Here is a 23,409-nt window from a genome sequence, read left to right on the forward strand (position 1 = left end):
CTCTTTATCTCAATTATCTTAAGTTTAATATAATGATAATGCATATATATTAATTGTTATAATTATAGGTGTAATTATTTAAAAGTTAATAAATAATATGCTTTTATTTGTGTAATCGGGAACAAGCCTATTTGAAATGAGCGATTTTTGATAGTAAATAAACTGTATTCAGGAAGACTGCAGCAATTAATTGTTTATCTGATGGAGGCAGCATGATGTTATCAGTTAATCATCGACAGTCATCTTTTGAAATTGATGAAAAGCGCGCAGAGCAATTGCTTCTTGCTGACAATGACCATACTTTTTATATGAGTAAATGGGAGCGGCTTTTTGATGTGCTGCGATTCATGTTGGGTTTCGAAACGAAAAAAGATTTTTTAAGTAGAATGTATAATGATATCCATTCTCGCTATGGATTGTTTTTATCACCTTACCTTACCGATGAAAAAAAAGAATATAATAAAGAACGTAATGAGTTTTTGACCCTGAAAAATTTTTGTCCTCCGCACATGCATGAGCTTTTTAAGTGCAAGATAGAATTTTCAGACAGTGTGATGACAACAACTTATTTTATTGGAGATAAACCAGTCAGAACTCGACAACTAATTATTTTGCAGGATCCCAATGGGCGCTTTGATTTTTCGAGGCTCAATTTTGAAGATACTGAATTCGGTGAATCAAATTTTTCTAACGTTAATTTTAATGATGCTAATATGAAGAGAGCAACACTCATGGATTGCAAATTGAGCGGTGCTAGTTTTGTAAGGACAGATCTAACAGAAGCCAAGGGTTGTGCAGATTTTTCAGGATGTTATATGGAGTATGCCATATTGAATGGCGCACAGTTTGAAAATAGTTCATTCAAGAATGCCACTTTATTTTCCTGTGATGTTGCTGGTACGAATATGTCGGGGGTAAATTTTGAATACGCAACTATAGAGAGAGGTGACTTTAGTACTTGTATTTTAAAAAATATAGTGTTGCGTGAAGCGAAAATAATAAAAATGCATACGGGATCTATGCGGAAATTTTTCTTTGACGATACTCCTCCATTACAAGATTTAATCAGGGTTGATATATGTAAAGCAAAAGAACATATCCAGAAAATTTATCAAATCTTTGAAGATATCTCTGAAGATTCAATGCCTGAAATAAAAAAAATCCTCGCCAACGAACTGAGTACAAAAAATTGTATCTATGACCTTGCAAAATTAAAAAAGGATGTATCAGAAATTAATTGCTTAGCAAAATACTATACGTCTAACAGACCACCAGAGGGATTAAATGATATATTGCAAAATGATGATATAAATATATTTGATAACTTTATTTTGTCATTAATTACAGTTGATTGCTGTATCTCTTCTTCTTTTTTGTTTAATCTTAGTGAAGAGAGGATTAATTATTATTTAGATCGCTTTACAGAACAACCTACATTAATGTTATCATTTAGTACTGCATATGTAATGATGACTGACCTGGCACTAAAAAGTAAAAATAATATATTGGCAGAAAAAGCATATAATATTTATAAAACATATTTACAACATAAGGATGTTAAACCTTATACTGAAGGAAATGATTATCCAGACTTCTCGGAATGGCGTAAACAACAAGATCATGATGATGCTTGGTACGTATTGTTTTCAGCACAGCAAAATAATCGTGCAATGCGTCTTTCATCTAATGCCTTAAATAAAATGTTGGATACCACTATTAAAAATAAGGACTGGGACCATTTTTATCTATATGCAGCACCAGAACAAGTGTGCTCGCTTGCAGATATTAATCTTAATACCGTATTGATGACCGAATTCCCAGTGTTTTCCTACCCATGGAAACGGTCACAACATAATATTTTATTAAAAAATTATCTCAAAATCCTTCAGCTTGGTGATCTATACGAACCATTTGTCACTGCATCACAAAGTTGTTGTTCTCAAACCAAAATGGATGGTATTGATGAACAAATAAAATTAAATGAAATTTTTGCGCCTCTTATGAAACTCATAGATAATTACTCATTGCAGGCGCAATCTATAGAAGGTGCGGGTTACGAAATGTTAAGTAAAAATAAAAAGATAAAACAAAAAAAGAATGTTAGCGAACTAGTGAAGTATAAGTCTTGTTTAAATATTAAGGGAAACCATTATAAAGATTTAATGAAGGCTTGCAGAATGGAAAATGCAAATAAAACGGAACAAGCAATGCTTCTGATAAGTTTTGCTGTCGTGTTCGCAAGATATTCTTCAGCTTCAAGTTTAGGAACGGAATACAATTCTCCGCAAATCCTCAGAATTTACTCTGCTGCTCTTTTACTAAAAGCATATGAACTGGAAAACTCGATTGTTGAATCTGAAGCTCTGGATAACTGGTTAACGGTACTACTGGGATTAGGCTCTGGTTTAAATTGCACGGCCATTTTATCAAAAAATATAGCAGATTATACTCGTTCTCATCATATTGATAAATATTTAGATTCGGTGGCTCCCAAAGCATGGGGATTATAACATTTTTAGAATAGTCATGGCACAAGAAACATCAAGAAGCAAAACTAAATTCCAGAAAGTGGAAAGATAAATGAGCTGCTAACAATGGGGTTGTGCCAAAAAAAGGTGACTATGGCCTTCTATAATTTAAAACGCCATAGTCACAGTCGTATTTTTCTGCCCCCGGCACAGGCGCTTAACCTAGTGCCTGTAATGCCTTTTCCAGTGCGTTATGCAGCAACTGGCGGTCATGACGATAAGGAATATCGCTGGCCTCCAGTACTTCCTGAATCACAATTCTGTTGTTAACTGCGGATACATCAGCTTTCGGTCCAACAACTACCGCATCAATCACTTTTTTACCAACATACTGCTCCATAATCGCCAGCTTATTTTCCAGCTTGAGATTTGCAGCAGGCAGGCTTAATTCTCGCCCCAAATTACCGATATACACCATCGGGGCAGGCGTTCGGCGTAATGCCTGAGCCATTTCCTTGAGCAGCAGAATGGGCATAAGACTAGTATAAAAACTCCCTGGCCCAATAATGATCAGATCCGCCTCATTAATCGCCAGCACCGCTTCACGTGTGGCAGGTACGTTGGGGGTTAAGAGTAGCTCCTGTATCGGCGCAGTGAGCTGGTCAATATTGACCTCGCCGTATACTTCATGCCCCTGATCGTCAATCGCCATTAAATCAACAGGATGCTCCGACATCGGAATCAAATGTGCGTCCACTTTCAACAGATTGCGAATCAGATTAATCGCTTCAAGAGGCCGCACGCTAAGGTGATCCAGTGCCTTCAACATCAGGTTTCCAAGGTTGTGCCCGGAAAGTTCGCCATTACCGCCGAAACGATATTCAAACATTGCGGAAGCGACGCTGGGTTCCGTTATCAACTGGTTAAGGCAATTGCGCATATCGCCCCAGGCAATTCCACCTTCTGAGCGGCGAATACGCCCCGTTGAACCACCGTTATCCGTGGTGGTCACGATACCCGTTAAACGAGAACCCAAAGACGAAAGTGATGAGAGAACGCGTCCCAGTCCATGCCCTCCGCCGAGAGCAACGACACGATCAAGGTCAGCCAACGTACGATTGCGCATTATAGTTTCCTGGAGTCAGATTTTCCGCGCTACAGTAGCGCAAATTGCGGGGAAACAGCAATTAACCTGCCAATATTGAGGATACAAACTATTTTCTTCTACCTCTAAAGGACGATGCACGCTATGCCTCCCTGATGATGTATATCAAAGTAAAACCGCCATTTTCCCTTATTCTGTAGCGAAATAGCACGATCATGACGCTATATACATGATTACATAGCGAAAGTGTGGATGGTAAAAATCCTGTTTACACGCTAGTATCGGCTTAACCACTAAACACTCTAGCCTCTGCACCTGGGTCAACTGATACGGTGCTTTGGCCGTGACAATGCTTACAAAGATTGCCACCAGGGCGAAGGAAGAAATGACTTCGCCTCCCGTATCTGGAAAGGTGTACATGGCTTCACAACTGACTGATGCATTTGCGCGTAAGTTTTACTACTTGCGCCTGTCGATTACCGATGTGTGCAACTTCCGTTGCACCTACTGCCTGCCGGATGGCTACAAACCGAGCGGCGTCACCAATAAAGGCTTTCTGACCGTCGATGAAATTCGCCGGGTTACGCGCGCCTTCGCCAGTCTGGGCACCGAAAAAGTCCGTCTGACGGGCGGAGAGCCGTCTTTGCGTCGCGACTTTACCGATATCATCGCCGCTGTGCGAGAAAACGACGCTATTCGCCAGATAGCGGTCACCACCAATGGTTACCGTCTGGAACGCGACGTGGCGAACTGGCGTGATGCTGGTCTTACTGGTATCAACGTGAGTGTCGATAGCCTCGACGCTCGCCAGTTTCATGCTATTACCGGACAGGATAAATTCAACCAGGTCATGGCAGGGATCGATGCTGCATTTGAGGCCGGTTTTGAGAAGGTCAAAGTCAATACCGTGCTGATGCGTGATGTTAATCATCATCAGCTCGACACCTTTCTGAACTGGATCCAGCATCGCCCTATCCAGCTGCGTTTCATCGAACTGATGGAAACGGGCGAGGGCAGCGAGCTCTTCCGTAAGCATCACATCTCTGGTCAGGTTCTGCGTGACGAGTTACTGCGTCGCGGCTGGATCCACCAATTACGTCAACGCAGCGACGGTCCCGCGCAAGTCTTTTGTCATCCGGATTACGCCGGAGAGATTGGCCTTATCATGCCGTATGAAAAAGACTTCTGCGCCACTTGCAACCGCCTGCGCGTCTCCTCCATTGGTAAACTCCATCTCTGCCTGTTCGGTGAAGGCGGCGTTAACCTGCGCGATCTGCTGGAAGACGATACCCAGCAACAGGCGCTGGAAGCGCGTATTTCAGCGGCGCTGCGGGAGAAGAAACAGACCCATTTCCTGCATCAAAACAACACCGGTATTACGCAAAACTTATCGTACATTGGCGGCTAAAACGTCAAAAGGAGAGATCAGATGAGTCAGGTAAGCACTGAATTTATCCCGACCCGTATTGCTATTCTTACGGTTTCTAATCGTCGCGGTGAAGAAGACGATACCTCCGGTCACTATCTGCGCGATTCGGCGCAAGAAGCGGGCCATCACGTTGTCGATAAAGCCATTGTGAAAGAAAACCGCTACGCTATTCGCGCTCAGGTATCTGCGTGGATCGCCAGCGACGATGTACAAGTGGTGTTGATTACGGGGGGTACTGGCCTGACGGAAGGTGATCAGGCTCCCGAAGCACTGCTGCCGTTGTTCGACCGTGAAGTTGAAGGTTTTGGTGAAGTGTTCCGGATGTTGTCGTTCGAAGAGATTGGCACCTCAACGTTGCAATCTCGTGCGGTAGCGGGTGTCGCTAACAAAACGCTGATTTTCGCCATGCCCGGTTCAACCAAAGCGTGCCGTACCGCCTGGGAAAATATCATTGCACCGCAGCTGGATGCCCGTACGCGTCCGTGTAATTTCCATCCACATTTGAAGAAATAAGTATGTCGCAACTGACCCATATCAACGCCGCTGGCGAAGCGCACATGGTGGATGTCTCCGCCAAAGCAGAAACCGTGCGTGAAGCGCGCGCCGAAGCCTTTGTCACCATGCGCAGCGAGACGCTGGCGATGATTATTGATGGTCGCCACCACAAAGGCGACGTATTTGCCACTGCGCGTATCGCCGGTATTCAGGCAGCAAAACGCACATGGGATTTGATCCCGCTGTGTCATCCGCTGATGCTCAGTAAAGTTGAAGTCAATTTGCAGGCCGAGCCGGAGCACAATCGGGTGCGTATAGAAACCTTATGCCGCCTGACCGGGAAAACCGGCGTTGAAATGGAAGCGTTAACCGCGGCCTCCGTGGCGGCGCTGACCATTTATGACATGTGCAAAGCGGTGCAAAAAGATATGGTAATTGGTCCGGTACGTTTGCTGGCGAAGAGCGGCGGCAAGTCAGGTGACTTTAAGGTGGAAGCGGATGATTAAAGTTCTTTTTTTCGCCCAGGTGCGCGAGTTGGTGGGAACAGATGCAAGCGAAGTGGCTGCGGATTTCTCAACCGTAGAAGCGTTACGCCAACATCTGGCTGCGCAGAGCGATCGCTGGGGGCTGGCGCTGGAAGATGGCAAATTGCTGGCTGCCGTCAACCAGACGCTGGTGAGTTTTGACCATCCGCTGACTGACGGCGACGAAGTGGCTTTCTTCCCGCCGGTAACCGGAGGTTAAGATGGCAGAAACCAAAATTGTTGTCGGCCCGCAGCCATTCAGCGTAGGAGAAGAGTATCCGTGGCTGGCGGAGCGTGATGAAGACGGTGCGGTAGTCACCTTTACCGGTAAGGTGCGCAACCATAACCTTGGCGACAGCGTCAAAGCATTAACCCTCGAACACTATCCGGGGATGACTGAAAAAGCACTGGCAGAAATTGTCGATGAAGCGCGTAACCGCTGGCCGCTGGGGCGCGTCACGGTGATTCACCGCATCGGGGAATTATGGCCGGGCGATGAAATCGTTTTTGTCGGTGTCACCAGTGCGCATCGCAGCAGTGCGTTTGAAGCCGGGCAGTTTATTATGGATTATCTCAAAACCCGCGCACCGTTCTGGAAGCGCGAAGCCACGCCGGAAGGCGACCGCTGGGTCGAAGCTCGGGAGAGCGATCAGCAGGCGGCAAAACGCTGGTAGTTTTTTGTTAGCCGGATAAGGCACCGCTGCGTCCGGCAATTTCACCGCTCAGTATATGCGTTTACGCTGCGTCGATGCACAGCCTCATCATTTTGCAGTATCCTTAAGATATTCCTTATATCTTCAGGAGATCGTCATGGACAGATTCCCTCGTTCTGATTCAATCGTACAACCCCGGGCTGGCTTGCAAACTTATATGGCGCAGGTCTATGGCTGGATGACCGTTGGCTTGTTGCTGACCGCATTTGTTGCCTGGTATGCGGCTAATTCCGCGGCCGTGATGGAGCTGTTGTTCACTAACCGTGTCTTTTTAATCGGTCTGATCATCGCGCAATTAGCATTGGTTATTGTGTTATCAGCGATGATTCAAAAGCTGAGCGCAGGTGTAACGACGATGCTCTTTATGCTTTATTCGGCGCTGACGGGTCTTACGCTTTCCAGTATTTTCATTGTCTATACTGCTGCTTCTATCGCCAGTACTTTCGTCGTTACTGCCGGGATGTTCGGCGCAATGAGCCTGTACGGTTACACCACGAAGCGCGATCTAAGTGGCTTTGGCAATATGCTGTTTATGGCGTTAATCGGCATTGTGCTGGCATCGCTGGTGAACTTCTGGCTGAAAAGCGAAGCGTTGATGTGGGCAGTTACCTACATCGGCGTGATTGTCTTTGTTGGATTGACGGCGTATGACACTCAGAAACTAAAAAATATGGGTGAGCAGATTGATACACGCGATACGTCGAACCTGCGCAAATATTCCATTCTTGGCGCGTTAACCTTGTATCTGGACTTCATCAACTTGTTCCTGATGTTGTTGCGGATCTTCGGCAACCGCCGTTAATTCTTTTTCACCATCAATATCCCGGCCATGTGTCGGGATTTTTTTCGGATTTTATAAAGACTATTCCGCTCATTTACATGAGAACTCAGTCGCTGCAAATGTCACACTATCCGTATGCGTCAATTCAGGGATAGATAACTCATTTGAACCGTCAATACGCTGTCACTTACTTGCCCGGAAAAAATCGGCCCCTCATTGGGTGGCTGGTAGCTGGCGGGATAAAACACTATTGCGATTTTATTCGCTTGTTTCGGTTTCCTGCCATGAACGCTCTTGTGCTTGTCTGGCCCAGGCATTCACGGTGCAGGTAATGGACGCATATTGTAGAAATCAAATGATGAATGTAATAAAGATAATTATTGCGATTACAGGTGTTATGATTATGGTGATGGCACATGACCTCGGTCGCGAGATATATACGTCATATTTCAGGCCGTCAAGTCACGGAGTTGGTTTGGGATTTATCCGCTTTTATATGCTTTTTGTTCTCCTTCCCGTGGTATTCCTGACGCCATTTATAGCAAATAAGTACACGCACACACTATCTTGTATTGCAACATTATATTTATTGTTTTCGTGGGGCGGTTCGCATCCATTGAGAGTTATTTTAATGATTTTATCATTCATGCTATCGTATATGGCGGTGTTATTTCTAAAGAAAATTGATGCAAAAAGGAAATGAAATGCCACATATATTTAAAAATATTTATAATATTAAGCAAGGGAGGTTTTTATGTCATTAGTTTGCACAATAGAAAATAAATATGTAGATAAATTTATGGCTATTCTGCTTTTAGGGGCTTTACACTCGCTGGAAAGGGGAGCAGTAACCATAGATGAATCTGAATTGCTTGTTTTCTGTCCTTTTTTTGCCCGTACTCTACGGAGGAAAGGTTGTGATAAAGAATTAATAGATATAATTTATCATGGTTGTGAGCTTGAGGATATCGAATCGCTCCTCCCTGAAAGGCACGAGACTGTCATACAAGAACTAATTCTCCAAACAAACGATTTTATCTATACAAAAAGAGATGATTATCCCTTAAGTGATGAAAGGGAAAATAAAGTCTCTTTTAAATTTACGGATAAATAGGTTTATGAGATATGCAAATATGAATAGCTAATAAGCTTGTGCAAGGATATATGGTTTTTATAGACTTGAAAGTCTTATTATAAGGATGAATGTTGTAGATGGTTATGGACATTAAAAATGAGTGTAATCAGGCAATTAAGACATCTTATCTTGATATGGCGAACCCCAATTTTGCATTTGTGATGGAAGGATACAATTCATCCAAATATAAAGAGATAATTTCTGCGTTTAGTTCACGATTTGATATTAGAGATAACACTGAGTTAAATTATGATGTCTGTCTTTCATTAGAAGTTGTTTTGCAAAAAGGCATTGCCTTTATCTATATATCTCTTGTTGGGCAATATGCTTTTATAATATTCAAGGATGACGTTATAACAAGCTCGATGAATATAGGTGCAGAGATTGCAGACTTACTTAATGTATTGATTCGTCATGACTTTAAGATTTTGGATAAGGATTTTTTATTGAGTAAGCCTGGTTGCGATATTTATCCGGGTTTGTCCAATTCGAATGAAATGTATCTAAATTATTTATTTTCTCCTGGATTGAAAATAAAATGATATTATGGTGAAGTAGTTTAATGAAATGTTGTGAGTTGCCAATTACGATAAAAGGATGACTTGTGTTAACAAAACTAATTAATTTACAGCCTGATAAGGTTTTTAAAAAAATAAACTCATCTTCATCCAATTTAATTAAGGAAATAAAAATAAAATTGCCGCTTCTTATTCCCTATGAAAATCAAGAGGTGACGTTTTATTGTGATGAATTATATGTATTCGACTCCGATGAGTACATTGTATTTGGTCATGATTTAGATGGTTATTTTATTGTTAGCGTAAAAAATAAGAAAGTTTATTACTTGTATGATATAGACGAATGCGCAAATTTTACGATGATGTATTGCAATTCTGGGATAAATGATTTTGTTATATTCAATAATATTTTTATGCAGGCGGTTTTTAAACAATCAGAATTGATGAAAATACAATTGTTAACAGATGATGAAATTTTATCCGATGCAATGGATGCTATATTTACCCAATGTGATAGCGAGGCTATGAAAGATGATGCCTTCTGGGGCTTAAGATGCTACGAGCTTCGCGATGGCTTTTTTCCTTTAAATGATGCCCAAATCAAATTTTATAGTGAAATGGAAAAAGTTCCTCATCAAGGCAAAAGTGAATCCATTCGAGACTGATGACAAAGGTAAAATTGCCTGATGCGCTATGCTTATCAGGCCTACATGGTCCATGCAATATATTGAATTTGCAGGCTTTTGTAGGTCGGATAAGGCGTTTACGCCGCATCCGGCATAAACAACGCGCACTTTGTCAACAATCTGATTCACAAGAGCAAGTTGAACAAAAATGATTAAATGAGAGGCTCTTCACATCGCCGCTTCATTTTTCGCTCGTAGCTTCTTCGCCTGGCTTTCCAGCAACAGGTAACAGATCAGCGCCAGCAGCAGCGGGATAAAGTAATACAGCACACGGTAAGCGAGCAGGGCGGCGATAATTGTGCCTTTGGAGGTATGCTCCCCAGCCAGTAGCGCGATAAACACCGCTTCCAGTACACCAATTCCCGCCGGAATATGCACAATTACCCCGGCAATACTGCTTACCAGTAATACGCCCAGTACAAAGAAATAGTTTACGCTTTGACCAAGTAACAGCCAGATAATCGCTCCCATTACCATCCAGTTAACGCTGGAAATCAGCATCTGGGCGAGGGCGAATTTCCATGAAGGCAGCACCAGCTTTTGCCCTTTGATGGTCATATGGCGGTGCTTCGCGAAAGCGCAAAACCACAAATAAACCGCGATAATCATCAGTAAGCCAATGCCGAGAATGCGCAGCGTGGTTTGATCGACATACCAGTGGTCCGGCAGCTCCACCACGCCTGCGGTAAAGATAATCCCGGCCAGCAAAATATAGCCCAGCCAGTTGGTGGTAATACTGAGCGAGAAAATCCGCGTAATAGTGCTGCCCGGTAACCCTAGCCGGGAGTACAAACGATAGCGCATACCAATGCCGCCGACCCAGGTACTGAGCGTCAGGTTGAAGGCGTAACAGATAAACGACACCAGCATGACCTGGCGTTTTGCCAGTTTATGACCGCAGTAGAAGCGGGCGAGCAGATCATAGCAGCCATATATCAGATAGCTGACGACCACCAGCCCAATCGCACTGAGCAACGCAACGCGATTGTAATCGCGGATGACCTTCCAGACCTCTTCCCAGTCTACCTTTTTGGCGTAGATCACCAGCAACACAATCACTGCGATAAAAAATAGCCAGGTGAGGATCTTCTTTGCTAAGCGCCAGCGCGGGCGTGATTTACTCATCAGGGTTTCACCCCCGTATTTTCAGTTTCTATCCGATCCTGAGTTTCCATTGTCGGTTGTGCGGGGGGATCAACTTGCGCCAGACGCGGCGTGTGCGCCGGAAGCCAGCCCACCAGCGCCGGGAAGTGGCGCAAAAAATGGAATGCCAGCACGCTTTTGGTCAGGTTCCACCAGGTGCGTTTCGGCAGCATGGATTCATCCACTTGTTGACAGTCGGCGGCGATGATGCCGTTCAGATTATCGCGTAGCGTCTGGTTAAAATTACGATCGTGAATGATGACGTTTGCTTCGAGATTTAGCGACAAACTGAGCGGATCGAGATTACTGGACCCTACCGTCGCCCAGTGATCGTCCATCAATGCCACTTTACCGTGGAGCGGGCGGCGGCGGTACTCAAAAACCTGAACGCCACCTTTAACCAGATAGTTATACAGCAAGCGCGCACCGACTCTGACAATCGGCATATCCGGTTCGCCCTGAATGATCAGTTTGATCCGCACCCCGCGCCGTGCCGCTTTACGTAAGGCGTGCAAAAATCGATAGCCAGGAAAGAAGTAGGCGTTGGCGATAATCACTTCCCGCCGCGCCTGAGTGAGCATTTTCAGATAGTGGCGTTCGATATCATCGCGATGTTCTTCGTTATCGCGCCAAACTAATAATACCTGCGCTTCTCCCGGCTGGCGGTTTTCTTCCGCTTTGTGATGACGTCGCCACCAGCGTCGTGCTGCGCTGTGTCCTGGCAGGTTTTCCAGTTCAAACTGGAGAATATCTTCGACAATCGGCCCTTCAAGGCGCACTGCGTAATCCTGTTTAGCCTCTGGACCGTAGCTGGACATATGCTCGGCGGAGTAATTCAGTCCACCAATAAAGGCGATACGTGCATCGACCACCACAATTTTGCGATGCATCCGGCGGAATACATTAGTACGCATACCGAACAGGCGAGGGCGGGGATCGTAATAACGAAATACCACGCCAGCCGCAGTCAGTTCATTGACAAACTCATCGCTGAGATCCGGTGAACCGTAGCCATCCAGCAAGACTTCCGCTTTTACCCCGCGTTGCGCTGCTGACAGTAGCGCCGCATGCAGCTGTTTGCCGACGTCATCCTCAAACCAGATAAACGTTTCAAGAATGATGCGTTCTTGCGCCTCGCCAATTGCTTTAAACACCGCGGGATAATATTGCTCGCCGTTTTCCAGCAACTGGATTTTATTGCCTTCGCGCCAGCTACATTTCATAAATGAATCTCCGCACTTAAAGGGGCATGATCAGAAAGGTGTCGCCATGTCCGCAGCGGCAACGCGGTTGGCGCGCTGGCGCTGGCATTTTTGATGTAGATCCTGTCCAGTCGTAGTAGAGGAAATTGCACCGGAAACGTACGCGCCGGGCGTCCGTGGGCGCGGGTAAATATCTCATCCAGCCCGGCCTGCACTTTTAACGGATGATTGGCTTTTTGCCGCCAGTCGTTGAAATCACCCGCCACTAATACCGGTTCGCCGTCCGGCAGCTCATTCACCCATTCAGCGAGCATCGCAAGCTGCGCCTGACGGTGCGCTTCACGCAGGCCCAGATGTACGCACATCACATGAATCGCTTTCCCGGTCATCGGCGGCACAATACGGCAGTAGAGCACGCCGCGCTTTTCCGCACCATCGATCGAAACATCACGATTCTCATAATGTTCAATGGGATAGCGTGACAGTACGGCGTTTCCATGATGCCCTTCCGGGTACACCGCATTGCGACCGTAGGCAAAATCGCTCCACATAGTGTCGGCGAGAAATTCGTAGTGCGAGGTATCGGGCCAGTTTTCCACATGCAGCGGATGAACTTCGTGCGCACCCATCACTTCTTGCAGGCAAACAATATCGGCACTGACGGTACGCACGGCGTCGCGAAGTTCCGGCAAAATGAAGCGTCGGTTAAACGCGGTAAAGCCTTTGTGAATATTGATGGTGAGCACCTTGAACGAAAATTGTTGTGTTTGAACGGGCATAATTTTCCTGTCTTTGCCTCTTATCTCATTGAAATAGTGTAGTCGGCGTCACAAAAAGGTGCGGTCTTACGGAATTTTCCGTAAAGTTCGGTACTCTGAGTAAGTAGAGATAAATTCTTCAGGAGAGAAGCCATGAAGTGGCAACAACGTGTTCGTGTCGCAACGGGTCTAAGTTGCTGGCAGATTATGTTGCATTTACTGGTAGTGGCGCTGCTGGTGGTGGGCTGGATGAGTAAGACTCTGGTTCACGTCGGCGTGGGATTATGCGCACTGTATTGTGTCACGGTAGTGATGATGCTGGTGTTTCAGCGCCACCCCGAGCAACGCTGGCGTGAGGTGGCAGACGTGCTGGAAGAGCTGACTACGACCTGGTATTTTGGCGCAGCGCTGATTGTGCTGTGGCTGTTGTCCCGCGTACTGGAAAACAACTTTTTGCTGGCGATTGCAGGGCTGGCGATCCTTGCTGGCCCGGCAGTAGTGTCTTTACTGGCGAAAGATAAGAAGTTACATCACCTTACGTCTAAACATCGCGTACGCCGCTGACCCTGTCGTGGCCGTTATCACCAGTAGCGGCCACAAACTATTCCACACAATATCCAGACTCGCATCCTTCAAATAAATCTGCTTGGTAATGTCCGTAAAGTGGCGGATAGGGTTAATCCACGTCAGGTTTTGCAGCCACACTGGCATGTTCTCCACTGGCGAAACGTAACCGGAAAGGAGAATGGCGGGCATCATAAAGACAAACACGCCGATAAACGCCTGCTGTTGCGTTGAACAGAGTGACGAAATCAACAGACCGAATCCCACCAGCGATAAACCGTAAATCACCATCGTAAAGTAGAACAGCGCCAGCGATCCGGCGAAGGGGATTTGATACGCCCAGATACCAATCGCCAGCACAATGGTGGCCTGGAAGGTGGCGACAATTAATGCCGGTACGGCTTTGCCGATGAATATCTGCCAGGTGGTGAGGGGAGAAACCAGTAACTGATCGAGCGTACCCTGTTCACGTTCGCGGGCGACGGAAAGTGACGTGACGATCATTACGCCGATAGTGGTGATCATGGCGATCAGCGACGGCACCACAAACCATTTGTAGTCGAGATTCGGGTTATACCAGTTGCGTACCACCAGCTCGCTGTTGTTGGGTTTCGGTTTTCCTTCCAGCAGCTCCTGCTGATAATTTTTGACGATCTGTTGCAGGTAGTTGGCGGCAATTTGCGCACTGTTGGAGTTGCGTCCGTCGAGGATCAACTGCAATGGCGCGGTCTGGAAGGTATCCAATTTGCGTGAGAAATCAGCCGGGAAACGCACCAACAATAACGCCTTTTGCGTATCGATGGTTGGGCGGATCTCCTGCGGGCTTTTCAGTAGCAGCACATGGGTAAAGGCGCTGGCGCGGGCAAAACGTTGGGTCAGCTCCACCGAATGCTCGCCGTTATCTTCATCGTAGATGGCGATGGTGGCGTTAGTCACTTCCAGCGTGGCGGCGAACGGGAACAGAATCACCTGAATCAGCACGGGTAAAATCAGAATCGCGCGGGTTTGCGGTTCACGCAGCAACGACTGCAACTCTTTGCGGATTAACGTCCATAAGCGATGAAACATGCTCTTCTCCCTAATCCAGCCGACGTTTGGTTTTCAGCCACGTCAGGCCGATAAACATCACCGCCGAAGCGATCAAAAACAGCACGTTCACCACCAGCACCACCGGAATATTCCCGGCGAGGAACAGGCTTTGCAGGGTGCTGACGAAATAACGTGCGGGAATAATGTACGTCACCGCGCGGATCACCGCGGGCATACTGTCTATCTGAAAAATAAAGCCGGAAAGCATAATTGACGGCAGAAAAGCGGCGTTCAGGGCAACTTGTGCGGCGTTGAACTGGTTGCGGGTAATTGTGGAAATCAGCAGCCCCATTCCCAGAGTACTGAGCAAAAACAGGCTGGAGATAAAAAACAGAATCAGCAGCGACCCGCGATACGGCACGCCGAGAATAAACACTGACACCAGCATACACAGCAACATCGCCAGCATCCCAAGGAAGTAATAAGGGATCAGCTTACACAGCAACAGTTCCGTGCGGGTTATCTCCGTAGAGAGTAACGCCTCCATGGTGCCGCGTTCCCATTCTCGCGCCACCACCAGCGAGGTGAGAATCGCGCCGATAACCGTCATGATGATGGTTACCGCGCCGGGGATAATAAAGTGCTGGCTAATCGCCGCCGGGTTAAACCAGTAGCGAGTCTGGACGTCGATAAGTGGTTCAAAAGTCTGCCCGTTGTCCTCTGCCCGCTGCATTTGCCAGATTTGCCAGATCCCTTCGACATAACCTTGCACAAAGTTAGCGGTATTCGGCTCACTGCCGTCGGTGATTACCTGAATCGGCGCGGTAGCGTTGGCGCGCTCCATCTGTTCGGCGAAATCCACCGGAATCACCACCAGGCCACGAATTTTTCCCGCCTGCATTTTGGCGATTAATTCCTGACGGTTATCGCTGATGGTGGCGTCGATGTAGGGCGAACCGGTCATGGTATGGGTGAAATCCAGCGCCGCTTCGCTACGCTGTTCCAGCAAAATCCCAACCCGCAGCTTGCTGGAGTCGAGGTTAATGCCGTAGCCAAATATAAACAGCAGCAACAGTGGGATCACCACTGCAATCAGCCAGCTACTCGGATCGCGAACGATCTGCCGTGTCTCTTTGACGCACAGCGCCCGCACGCGACGCCAGGACAGGATCGGATTACTCATTGCCATGCTCCTTATCCCAGTCGTGGATCAACTGAATAAAGGCCTGCTCCATTGTGGGATCGGGTTGCTCGTCGTTGGCCGACTGCGCTTTCAAATCATCTGGCGTGCCGCTGGCGATTAATTTCCCACGATACACCAGGCCGATGCGGTCACAATATTCTGCTTCATCCATAAAGTGGGTGGTGACCATTACCGTGACGCCTTTCTCTACCATGCTGTTGATATGCAACCAAAATTCACGGCGGGTGAGGGGATCAACGCCGGAAGTCGGTTCATCGAGAAACAGAATGTCCGGTTCATGCATCAGCGAACAGGCCAGCGCCAGACGCTGTTTAAAACCTAAGGGCAGTTCATCGGTCGCGTGGGAAGCGATACTTTTCAGGCCGAACGCCTCGCTCATACGGGCGATTTTTTCGTTCTGCGCCCGCCCGCGTAAGCCATACACACCAGAAAAAAAGCGTAAATTCTGTTCGACCGTCAGGTTGCCATAGAGCGAAAACTTTTGCGCCATATAGCCGAGATGCTGGCGTGCTTTACCGGAACTCTCTTTCAGATCCATCCCCAGCACCAGCGCCTGGCCAGAGGTCGGTACCAACAAGCCGCACATCATCTTAAAGGTGGTCGATTTCCCTGCGCCGTTTGGCCCGAGCAAACCAAAGATTTCACCGCGTTTGACGGCAAAGTTGACGTGATCGGTGGCGGCAAAATCGCCAAACTTTTTGGTCAGCTCTTTCGCTTCGATCACCGTCTCGCCAGGTGTACCTTCCACCGTATGCAATATTGCGCCCAGCGGTGATTCCGAGGTTCCAGCTCCGCCCAGCAAATCAATAAACGCATCTTCAAAACGCGGCGTAGTTTCGTTGATATTGATTTCCGGCATTCCGTCGGCATGGCGAATATCGTCTGGTGTGGCCTCTTTTTTGAGGATCAGACGTACCGATTTCCCCTGAATCATGCCGTCGCTCACCTGTGGCAGTTTCAAGGCGCGTTGCAACAATTTGCGGTTGCCCTCGTGCGGGCTGGTCATCAGAAAGCTACGTCCGGCCATGGTTTGTGTCAGGGCCGTCGGTTCTCCCTGATACAGCAACTCGCCTTCGTTCATCAGCAACACGTCACGGCACTGTTCGGCTTCGTCGAGATACGAGGTACTCCAGAGGATTAACATCCCTTCGCCCGCCAGCTCATGCACCATCTGCCACAGTTCGCGCCGTGAGATAGGGTCAACGCCGACGCCGGGTTCATCGAGCAGCAACACTTTCGGTTCGCCCACCAGGGTACAGGCCAGGCCGAGTTTTTGTTTCATCCCACCGGAGAGCTTGCCCGCCAGACGTCCGGTAAACGGGCCAAGAGATGTAAACTCCAGCAGGCGAGCAAAAGTCTGCTTCCGCGCTTCACCGGTGACGCTGCGCAAATCCGCGTACAGATTGAGGTTCTCCATCACCGTGAGATCTTCATACAGGCCGAATTTCTGCGGCATATAGCCGAGAACGGCGTGCAGCGCGCCGTCGTTTTTGATCGGATCAAAGCCAATCACCGTGGCGCTGCCGCTATCGGGTTTCAGTAATCCCGCCAGCATGCGCATCAGTGTGGTTTTACCTGCGCCATCCGGCCCCACCAGCCCCGTTACATAACCAGCATGAATGGTACAGTCGAGTGGCGCGACGGCGGGCTTGTCCATGCCCGGAAAGCGTTTTTCCAGACCGTTCAGCGTAATAACGGCATCATTCATGTCCTGCCTCGTTACCGAATTGCACCGTCACTGGCATTCCCTGGCGTAAGGCATCATCGGCGTCGGTCACCACAATACGCAGGCGATAGACGAGGTCGGTACGCAGATCCGGCGTTTCGACAGTTTTCGGGGTAAATTCAGCGGTAGGCGAAACGAAACCAATCTGCCCGTGATACGGTTTGTCCGGGCGACCGTCGGTATAAAGCAGCACTTTGCGCCCCGGCTGGGCCTGGTCGAGATTACGTTCATCAACATAAGCACGTACCCACACCGGACGTGTCAGTGAGACGGTAAAGACTGTGCCACCTTCATTGAGCACCGTGCCAGGCTCTACCGCGCGGGTTAACAGCGTGCCATCAGACGGTGCTATCAATGTTGAGTCCTGTAAATTCAGCTCCGCCTGCGCCAGTTGCGCCTGTGCCTGTTCGAGGCTGGCTTTCGCCTGGGCGATGTCCTGTTCACGATTACCGGAGCGATACTGACGCAATTTATCCTGTGCTGATTTCAGCGTTGCCTGCGCCTGGTCGCGCGAGGAGCGGGCATTTTCCAGGTCGTTTGCCGAAATAGTGCGACTTTTCCACAACCCTTGCTGGCGGTTGTAGAAGTTCTGCGCATAGTCATATGCGGCCTGCGCCTGTTTTACGGCTGCGGCGGCCTGAGCGATTTCTTCATCGCGATACCCGGCAAGCATCAGGTCATACTGCGCCTGTGCCACCGAAACACCCGCTTTTGCCTGCATCAGGGCAATTTCATACGGCTTATGATCCAGTTCACCCAGCACCTGGCCCGCTTTAATCGCATCACCTTCGTCCACGGCCAGCGACTCAACGCGCCCCCCAACACGGAAGCTAAGATTCACGGTGCGAATATCCACGTTGCCATATAACGTCAGGCCGTTATCCTGGCGACTTTGATACCACCAGTAGCCTCCGGCAACCACGGCGGCAAGTACCACTACCGCCAGTCCGATCACGACAGGTTTTTTCATCACTACAAACTCCTTTGCGATAATCCTTGCAAAATCAGGTCGATATGACAGGTCACCGTCTGGTTGATCAGTTCGGTCTTTTCTTCATCGAACGCGGTCCAGCCGGTACGTAACAAAATAGTTTCTTTGCCAAGACGAAACGCCAGAATCTCACCAATCAACGCATGGGTATGAAGGATCATGCGGGTGTCGTTGGCGTCGCAGCCGGTCCAGGCGGCAATCAGGCGTGTAAGGTGGCTGTGTAGCGGGCTAATCACCTGTTCATGCACCAGGTGGTAGGCTGCCGTAGGAGAGAGTTGCTCACGGGAGATAAACTTGCTGAGGTTGACGGTGTCATCCTGGATGAGCAGCTTAATCATGTTCCTGCAGGCACGAAGGATCAGTTCACGAATAGCTGCGCGATCAGGCTGTGGTTGCGCGAACAAACGTTCGGCTTCTTCAGCGTGCGGACGGAACTGCTCGCCAATAAAATCGGCAATCCACTGGGCGCAGGCGAGATACAAATCTTCTTTCGAACCGAAGTAGTAGGTGATGGCAGCGATATTCTGCCCGGCCTGGGCGGCTATCTCGCGGGTGGTGGCGTTCATTCCATATTCACCAAACTGCGCCAGTGCGGCAGCAATCAGCTGTTTTTTCGCCTGTTCACCCTTGATTGTCATGGCAGGATTATTCATCGCACAGTCCATTCTTAATCAAATGATTGATTAAGATTATGACTCCATATGGGAGTTGTCCAGTATGACCAGGAATTTTAGCAACGCCAGTCACAGGGATAATTTATGCGCTGCGTCACAAAAACTGCTACACTCCGCTCCCTCATGACATTGTGGTTTTTGTCATTTTCCTTTTCAGTATCTCCCTGAAAACTACACCGGTAACGGTCGGGGCGGTTCGGAGTAGTTATGTCTTTCGATTCTTTGGGTTTAAGCCCTGATATCCTGCGCGCCGTTGCCGAGCAGGGTTACCGTGAACCCACCCCTATTCAGCAGCAGGCGATCCCAGCGGTGCTGGAAGGCCGCGACCTGATGGCCAGTGCCCAGACTGGCACCGGCAAAACGGCAGGCTTTACGCTGCCCCTGTTGCAACATTTGATTACCCGCCAGCCGCACGCCAAAGGGCGTCGTCCGGTCCGTGCGCTCATTCTTACCCCAACCCGTGAACTGGCTGCACAGATTGGCGAAAACGTCCGTGATTACAGCAAATACCTGAACATTCGTTCGCTGGTCGTATTTGGCGGTGTGAGCATTAACCCGCAGATGATGAAACTGCGTGGCGGCGTTGATGTGCTGGTGGCAACGCCGGGACGTCTGCTGGACCTGGAACATCAGAATGCGGTGAAGCTGGATCAGGTTGAAATCCTCGTCCTCGATGAAGCTGACCGCATGCTCGACATGGGCTTTATCCACGATATCCGTCGCGTGTTAACAAAACTGCCAGCGAAGCGCCAGAACCTGTTGTTCTCCGCCACTTTCTCAGACGATATTAAAGCTCTGGCGGAAAAACTGTTGCACAACCCGCTGGAAATCGAAGTGGCACGCCGCAATACCGCGTCTGATCAGGTGACCCAGCATGTTCACTTTGTCGATAAGAAACGCAAACGCGAATTGCTGTCGCACATGATTGGGAAAGGGAACTGGCAGCAGGTGCTGGTGTTTACCCGTACCAAACATGGCGCTAACCATCTGGCTGAACAGCTTAATAAAGATGGCATCCGTAGTGCGGCGATCCACGGTAATAAATCGCAAGGTGCGCGTACTCGTGCGCTGGCCGATTTTAAATCGGGCGATATTCGTGTACTGGTGGCAACTGACATCGCTGCGCGCGGTCTGGATATCGAAGAGTTGCCGCACGTCGTCAACTATGAACTGCCAAACGTACCGGAAGATTATGTCCACCGTATCGGGCGTACCGGTCGCGCGGCAGCTACCGGTGAAGCGTTGTCGCTGGTGTGTGTTGATGAACACAAACTTCTGCGTGATATCGAAAAACTGCTGAAAAAAGAGATTCCACGCATTGCGATTCCGGGTTATGAGCCGGACCCGTCAATCAAAGCCGAACCGATACAGAACGGTCGCCAGCAACGTGGCGGCGGTCGTGGACAAGGCGGTGGTCGCGGTCAACAGCAACCACGCCGTGCGGAAAGTGGCGCAAAATCTGCAAGCGCGAAACCTGCAGAAAAACCATCTCGTCGTCTCGGCGATGCCAAACCGGCAGGCGAGCAACAACGCCGTCGCCGTCCGCGTAAACCTGCCGCTGCGCAGTAATAACATGTAAGGGCAAAAGAGTATCACAGGCTTTTGCCCTTTATTCAGGTAACACGGTCAGACATGCATGTCATGTCTGATTTTATTGTTTTTAATAAATTTGCTTTATGATCTATCTAGTGTATTTAAAATGGCAATGAAATTATTTCTTCTTGCAATTTCACTTATTGTTAATAACATTGGTTGATATTCATAAACAAATTCTGGGAAAGTCTGGAATAAACATGCTATTGCATAAAGTGTTTGTTCATCATCTGGAAAATTATTATGAGATATGTGATTTAGTATTAGCTTGATTCTGTCCCTGATTTTATTATTTTCATTGTCTATAGTGTATCCGACTATCACCCTAAGCAAAATAAAGTGTGCAGTCGTTTCATTACCGTATATCTTTAGCATTTCCAATAAACTATCAAAAATCGCTCATTTCTGCTTATTGATAGAAAGATTGATTGCCAGCCTGTTTAGATCCGTACAGCAGCAGACTTTCATAACCCGGTTGATCCTGAGTTTGCAGTACGAAAAGTTAAAAATGAGCGATTTCTGTAAGATTCCCTATTTTGCCAGGCTTATGATCCGCAGATCATTCATGTGCAAAGGAGCGGTGTATGGATTGTTCAAAATGCAATGGTTATGCGACGATGTTATTAAATATGGTGCATGGTTCTGACCCGGTTAATTTACTGGAATTACATGGTTTCCTTGAACATTTCGCATATTATATCTCATTTGGCAAATTTAATGCAGGCCACCAGCGCTATAATGCTTTTAAAAAATTCGTCAGTGAGATTTCGGAGATCAGCGCAAATGATATCAATATGACGATTAAAACCGGGCAATCCAGACATGAAAATGTGATCTCTATAAATATGAATAATGCAATTCATCGTGATGAGAAAGGGATCACCGTCAGAATAGATAATATTAATGGAAAGAAAAATAACTCTAATTCATCAGATGTTTTTATTCCTTATGTAAATACATTTTCTGACCTCAAAAATAAAATACTCAGGATGAAAATTGAACTGACTGAAGGTAGTGGTTTTTCTAAAAGTCTTTTTGACAGTCAGATTGAGACGCATATTCTGAGGGATATTAATTCGCTTAACGTTGGTGAGAAATTGAATGATGATAATCTTGCATATCATTCTATATTCACTAACGAATTCTCTGTTATTATTCCGCCATCCTATTATGATGCGACTTCTGCAGTAAACGCTAATAATATTGTGAGAGAAAAACTATATGAAAGTGATAGTAAAGTTAAAGATATCGTCGATGATATGTCTAATCATGACGTGGAGAGCGAAAAAGATATATTTGTAGTCGGGGGGATGATAGAAAAACTAGAGTCTCTGGCAGACGAATCTTTCAATGATAATACTGATAACATAAAAACAGTAAAAGATTTGCTAACGCAATTAACTGATGGAATGGAACTCTTCACGCTGCGGGACATGGTAGCATTCCCATCGTCCATAATAGCAAAACTATTAAAATCCCCACTTAATAGCGATCATGAACTTGTTATGCGCGCATTGGATACGTATCTGTGCTACTTCAGAAATAAAAATCTGAGTAACGATACGGAAATAATTAACTTTTTCCATGCTCTCTTTTTAAAGAGACCAGAGTTGATGGTTTCTGAAAATTATAGATTTATTCAATTTATTGATTTGCTTTTTGAAAACGGAAGTGTGGAAGAGAAAAACTTAGCATTTGACCTTTATCACAATTATCAGGTATTACCTGAAATAAAACAATTCGTTACTGAAGAAATAAAGTTGAATTTCAATCAGCTGCAAGGATTGTTAGATAAAGATAATAAATGTTATATCCTGTTATCATCCGATAACTCCGGGCGAGTAATGCGTTTATCGCACCAGGCGTTAATCTCAATGCTCGAGCCAAATGTTCAGAAAAAGACTATCTGGAATAGTTACTCTATTTATCCATCTTTGCAGGATACCCATGAAGTTGTCAGAGATGATCCAGAAACGATTTGTACGCGTGCATTTCCTTTATTTGCAAAAGGATGGGAATATGCGCAGAAAAATAAGAAACACCAATTGATTCTCAATGCTCTTGGATTGAAAGGTTATATTCGTGATGTATTTATGTCAGCAATAATGCGAAAAACAGACTTTGTGCCAGAATCGGATAATCAACCGACAGAATTTAAATCATTATTTTCCTCTTTGATGACCGATTCAGACCAATGGCAACAGCATACTTTGAAAGAAAAACATTACACTAATCTATTAACGATGCTGGATCTCAAAGAGGCCAGTGAAAGTGATAAGTCTAAAATATTTTTCTGTCTGTCTGCCGTATTTGCAAATATTTCTCACAGTAATGTCTTTTACGGTATTCCTGATGCGTCAAAAATTTTAAAACGTTATGCATTTGCTTTATTGGCTAAAGCTCACTCTTTAGATGAAAATATGATAAGCAGTCAAACTTTTAATACATACAAAGCGGTATTGCTTGATTTCAATAATCTGTCTAATGAAGAGGCCAACCAGCTGCGTATAAGTTCGTTATATCGTGATATGGTCCGCTACGCACAATATCGTTTTTCTAAAGTTTTATCCGAGTGGACGCCAGACGCATGGCTGTAAAGATCCCAACAGGATAATGGCATTGATGGCCCTGGCTCAGGCCAGGGCGGACAATACCGGTTCCTGCGAAGCGA

At 46.9% G+C, this 23,409-nt stretch carries 24 protein-coding genes and 1 riboswitch; of the genes, 14 read left to right on the plus strand and 10 right to left on the minus strand.

The window, feature by feature from the left end; genetic code table 11:
- The first annotated feature begins 212 nt into the window (after positions 1–212).
- Positions 213–2,510, plus strand: a complete 2,298-nt coding sequence (locus QUF14_RS04610) for a pentapeptide repeat-containing protein (protein ID WP_000979678.1) — start codon at positions 213–215, stop codon at positions 2,508–2,510.
- Positions 2,511–2,685: 175 nt separating this feature from the next.
- On the opposite strand, the gene yvcK is transcribed toward QUF14_RS04610, so the two are convergent.
- A complete protein-coding gene (gene yvcK, locus QUF14_RS04615; protein WP_001246025.1) occupies positions 2,686–3,594 on the minus strand; it encodes a uridine diphosphate-N-acetylglucosamine-binding protein YvcK in 909 nt (302 codons plus the stop codon).
- A 265-nt stretch (positions 3,595–3,859) separates the two neighbouring features.
- Positions 3,860–4,004: riboswitch (molybdenum cofactor riboswitch) on the plus strand.
- On the opposite strand from yvcK, the gene moaA reads away from it, so the two are divergent.
- The 10 genes from moaA (at position 3,992) to QUF14_RS04665 (ending at position 9,833) form a co-directional block, all read left to right on the plus strand.
- Positions 3,992–4,981 (plus strand): GTP 3',8-cyclase MoaA, encoded by a 990-nt coding sequence (gene moaA, locus QUF14_RS04620; RefSeq protein ID WP_001295301.1) that lies wholly within the window; start codon positions 3,992–3,994, stop codon positions 4,979–4,981. (Overlaps the previous riboswitch by 13 nt.)
- Before the next feature lie 21 nt (positions 4,982–5,002).
- Positions 5,003–5,515 carry a molybdenum cofactor biosynthesis protein B gene (gene moaB / locus QUF14_RS04625; RefSeq protein WP_000084639.1) on the plus strand — a complete coding sequence of 171 codons (513 nt, stop codon included), beginning with the start codon at positions 5,003–5,005 and terminating at the stop codon, positions 5,513–5,515.
- 2 nt (positions 5,516–5,517) lie between these two features.
- The gene (moaC, locus tag QUF14_RS04630) at positions 5,518–6,003 is read left to right on the plus strand and encodes a cyclic pyranopterin monophosphate synthase MoaC (protein WP_000080885.1); all 486 of its coding nucleotides are present in this window, start codon (positions 5,518–5,520) and stop codon (positions 6,001–6,003) included.
- The gene (moaD, locus tag QUF14_RS04635; RefSeq protein ID WP_000598606.1) at positions 5,996–6,241 is read left to right on the plus strand and encodes a molybdopterin synthase sulfur carrier subunit; all 246 of its coding nucleotides are present in this window, start codon (positions 5,996–5,998) and stop codon (positions 6,239–6,241) included. The genes moaC and moaD overlap by 8 nt, the downstream gene beginning before the upstream one ends.
- Before the next feature lies 1 nt (position 6,242).
- Positions 6,243–6,695, plus strand: coding sequence for a molybdopterin synthase catalytic subunit MoaE (gene moaE / locus QUF14_RS04640; protein ID WP_000852287.1), 453 nt, complete (start codon positions 6,243–6,245; stop codon positions 6,693–6,695).
- Between the two features lie 136 nt (positions 6,696–6,831).
- On the plus strand, positions 6,832–7,536 hold the full coding sequence (locus QUF14_RS04645) for a Bax inhibitor-1/YccA family protein (RefSeq protein ID WP_000373624.1): 705 nt from the start codon (positions 6,832–6,834) through the stop codon (positions 7,534–7,536).
- Positions 7,537–7,735: 199 nt separating this feature from the next.
- Positions 7,736–8,218 carry a hypothetical protein gene (locus QUF14_RS04650; RefSeq protein WP_286333419.1) on the plus strand — a complete coding sequence of 161 codons (483 nt, stop codon included), beginning with the start codon at positions 7,736–7,738 and terminating at the stop codon, positions 8,216–8,218.
- A gap of 51 nt (positions 8,219–8,269) precedes the next feature.
- Positions 8,270–8,629, plus strand: a complete 360-nt coding sequence (locus QUF14_RS04655) for a DUF3969 family protein (RefSeq protein WP_000060505.1) — start codon at positions 8,270–8,272, stop codon at positions 8,627–8,629.
- Between the two features lie 104 nt (positions 8,630–8,733).
- Entirely contained in the window at positions 8,734–9,192 is a 459-nt protein-coding gene (locus tag QUF14_RS04660; protein WP_286333422.1) for a hypothetical protein, read from the plus strand.
- A gap of 62 nt (positions 9,193–9,254) precedes the next feature.
- Positions 9,255–9,833: an SUKH-4 family immunity protein gene (locus QUF14_RS04665; RefSeq protein WP_248844387.1), complete on the plus strand. Its 579-nt coding sequence runs from the start codon at positions 9,255–9,257 to the stop codon at positions 9,831–9,833.
- A 189-nt stretch (positions 9,834–10,022) separates the two neighbouring features.
- On the opposite strand, the gene QUF14_RS04670 is transcribed toward QUF14_RS04665, so the two are convergent.
- The 3 genes from QUF14_RS04670 to QUF14_RS04680 are packed head-to-tail and all read right to left on the minus strand — an operon-like array spanning position 10,023 to position 12,978.
- Positions 10,023–10,979 carry a lysylphosphatidylglycerol synthase domain-containing protein gene (locus tag QUF14_RS04670; RefSeq protein WP_000047109.1) on the minus strand — a complete coding sequence of 319 codons (957 nt, stop codon included), beginning with the start codon at positions 10,977–10,979 and terminating at the stop codon, positions 10,023–10,025.
- Positions 10,979–12,220: a cardiolipin synthase ClsB gene (gene clsB / locus QUF14_RS04675; protein ID WP_000650354.1), complete on the minus strand. Its 1,242-nt coding sequence runs from the start codon at positions 12,218–12,220 to the stop codon at positions 10,979–10,981. The genes QUF14_RS04670 and clsB overlap by 1 nt, the downstream gene beginning before the upstream one ends.
- Complete coding sequence (locus QUF14_RS04680; protein ID WP_001145119.1) at positions 12,217–12,978, minus strand: endonuclease/exonuclease/phosphatase family protein; 762 nt, start codon at positions 12,976–12,978, stop codon at positions 12,217–12,219. Before QUF14_RS04680 ends, clsB begins: the two co-directional genes overlap by 4 nt.
- 132 nt (positions 12,979–13,110) lie before the next feature.
- Between QUF14_RS04680 and QUF14_RS04685 the strand changes: the two genes are divergently transcribed.
- On the plus strand, positions 13,111–13,521 hold the full coding sequence (locus QUF14_RS04685) for a YbhQ family protein (protein ID WP_000871982.1): 411 nt from the start codon (positions 13,111–13,113) through the stop codon (positions 13,519–13,521).
- Here QUF14_RS04685 and QUF14_RS04690 read toward each other — a convergent pair.
- Genes QUF14_RS04690 through cecR form a run of 5 tightly spaced genes read right to left on the minus strand, consistent with a single transcriptional unit; the run spans position 13,483 to position 19,124 of the window.
- Complete coding sequence (locus QUF14_RS04690; RefSeq protein WP_000469031.1) at positions 13,483–14,589, minus strand: ABC transporter permease; 1,107 nt, start codon at positions 14,587–14,589, stop codon at positions 13,483–13,485. The two genes, QUF14_RS04685 and QUF14_RS04690, sit on opposite strands and share 39 nt — an antisense overlap.
- Positions 14,590–14,599: 10 nt before the next feature.
- Positions 14,600–15,733 (minus strand): ABC transporter permease, encoded by a 1,134-nt coding sequence (locus tag QUF14_RS04695; protein ID WP_000070131.1) that lies wholly within the window; start codon positions 15,731–15,733, stop codon positions 14,600–14,602.
- Complete coding sequence (locus tag QUF14_RS04700; RefSeq protein WP_000996110.1) at positions 15,726–17,462, minus strand: ATP-binding cassette domain-containing protein; 1,737 nt, start codon at positions 17,460–17,462, stop codon at positions 15,726–15,728. The genes QUF14_RS04695 and QUF14_RS04700 overlap by 8 nt, the downstream gene beginning before the upstream one ends.
- Positions 17,455–18,450: a secretion protein HlyD gene (gene hlyD / locus QUF14_RS04705; RefSeq protein ID WP_001296990.1), complete on the minus strand. Its 996-nt coding sequence runs from the start codon at positions 18,448–18,450 to the stop codon at positions 17,455–17,457. The genes QUF14_RS04700 and hlyD overlap by 8 nt, the downstream gene beginning before the upstream one ends.
- Before the next feature lie 2 nt (positions 18,451–18,452).
- On the minus strand, positions 18,453–19,124 hold the full coding sequence (gene cecR, locus QUF14_RS04710) for a DNA-binding transcriptional regulator CecR (RefSeq protein ID WP_024212224.1): 672 nt from the start codon (positions 19,122–19,124) through the stop codon (positions 18,453–18,455).
- Positions 19,125–19,352: 228 nt separating this feature from the next.
- On the opposite strand from cecR, the gene rhlE reads away from it, so the two are divergent.
- Positions 19,353–20,714 (plus strand): ATP-dependent RNA helicase RhlE, encoded by a 1,362-nt coding sequence (rhlE, locus tag QUF14_RS04715; protein ID WP_000007114.1) that lies wholly within the window; start codon positions 19,353–19,355, stop codon positions 20,712–20,714.
- A gap of 105 nt (positions 20,715–20,819) precedes the next feature.
- On the opposite strand, the gene QUF14_RS04720 is transcribed toward rhlE, so the two are convergent.
- Complete coding sequence (locus tag QUF14_RS04720; protein ID WP_286333429.1) at positions 20,820–21,113, minus strand: hypothetical protein; 294 nt, start codon at positions 21,111–21,113, stop codon at positions 20,820–20,822.
- A 209-nt stretch (positions 21,114–21,322) separates the two neighbouring features.
- On the opposite strand from QUF14_RS04720, the gene QUF14_RS04725 reads away from it, so the two are divergent.
- The gene (locus QUF14_RS04725; protein ID WP_000340609.1) at positions 21,323–23,335 is read left to right on the plus strand and encodes a hypothetical protein; all 2,013 of its coding nucleotides are present in this window, start codon (positions 21,323–21,325) and stop codon (positions 23,333–23,335) included.
- The last annotated feature ends 74 nt before the right edge of the window (positions 23,336–23,409 follow it).

Origin of the sequence: Escherichia sp. HH091_1A (assembly GCF_030295175.1) — a bacterium.
In the GTDB taxonomy this organism is placed as follows: Bacteria; Pseudomonadota; Gammaproteobacteria; order Enterobacterales; family Enterobacteriaceae; genus Escherichia; species Escherichia coli_F.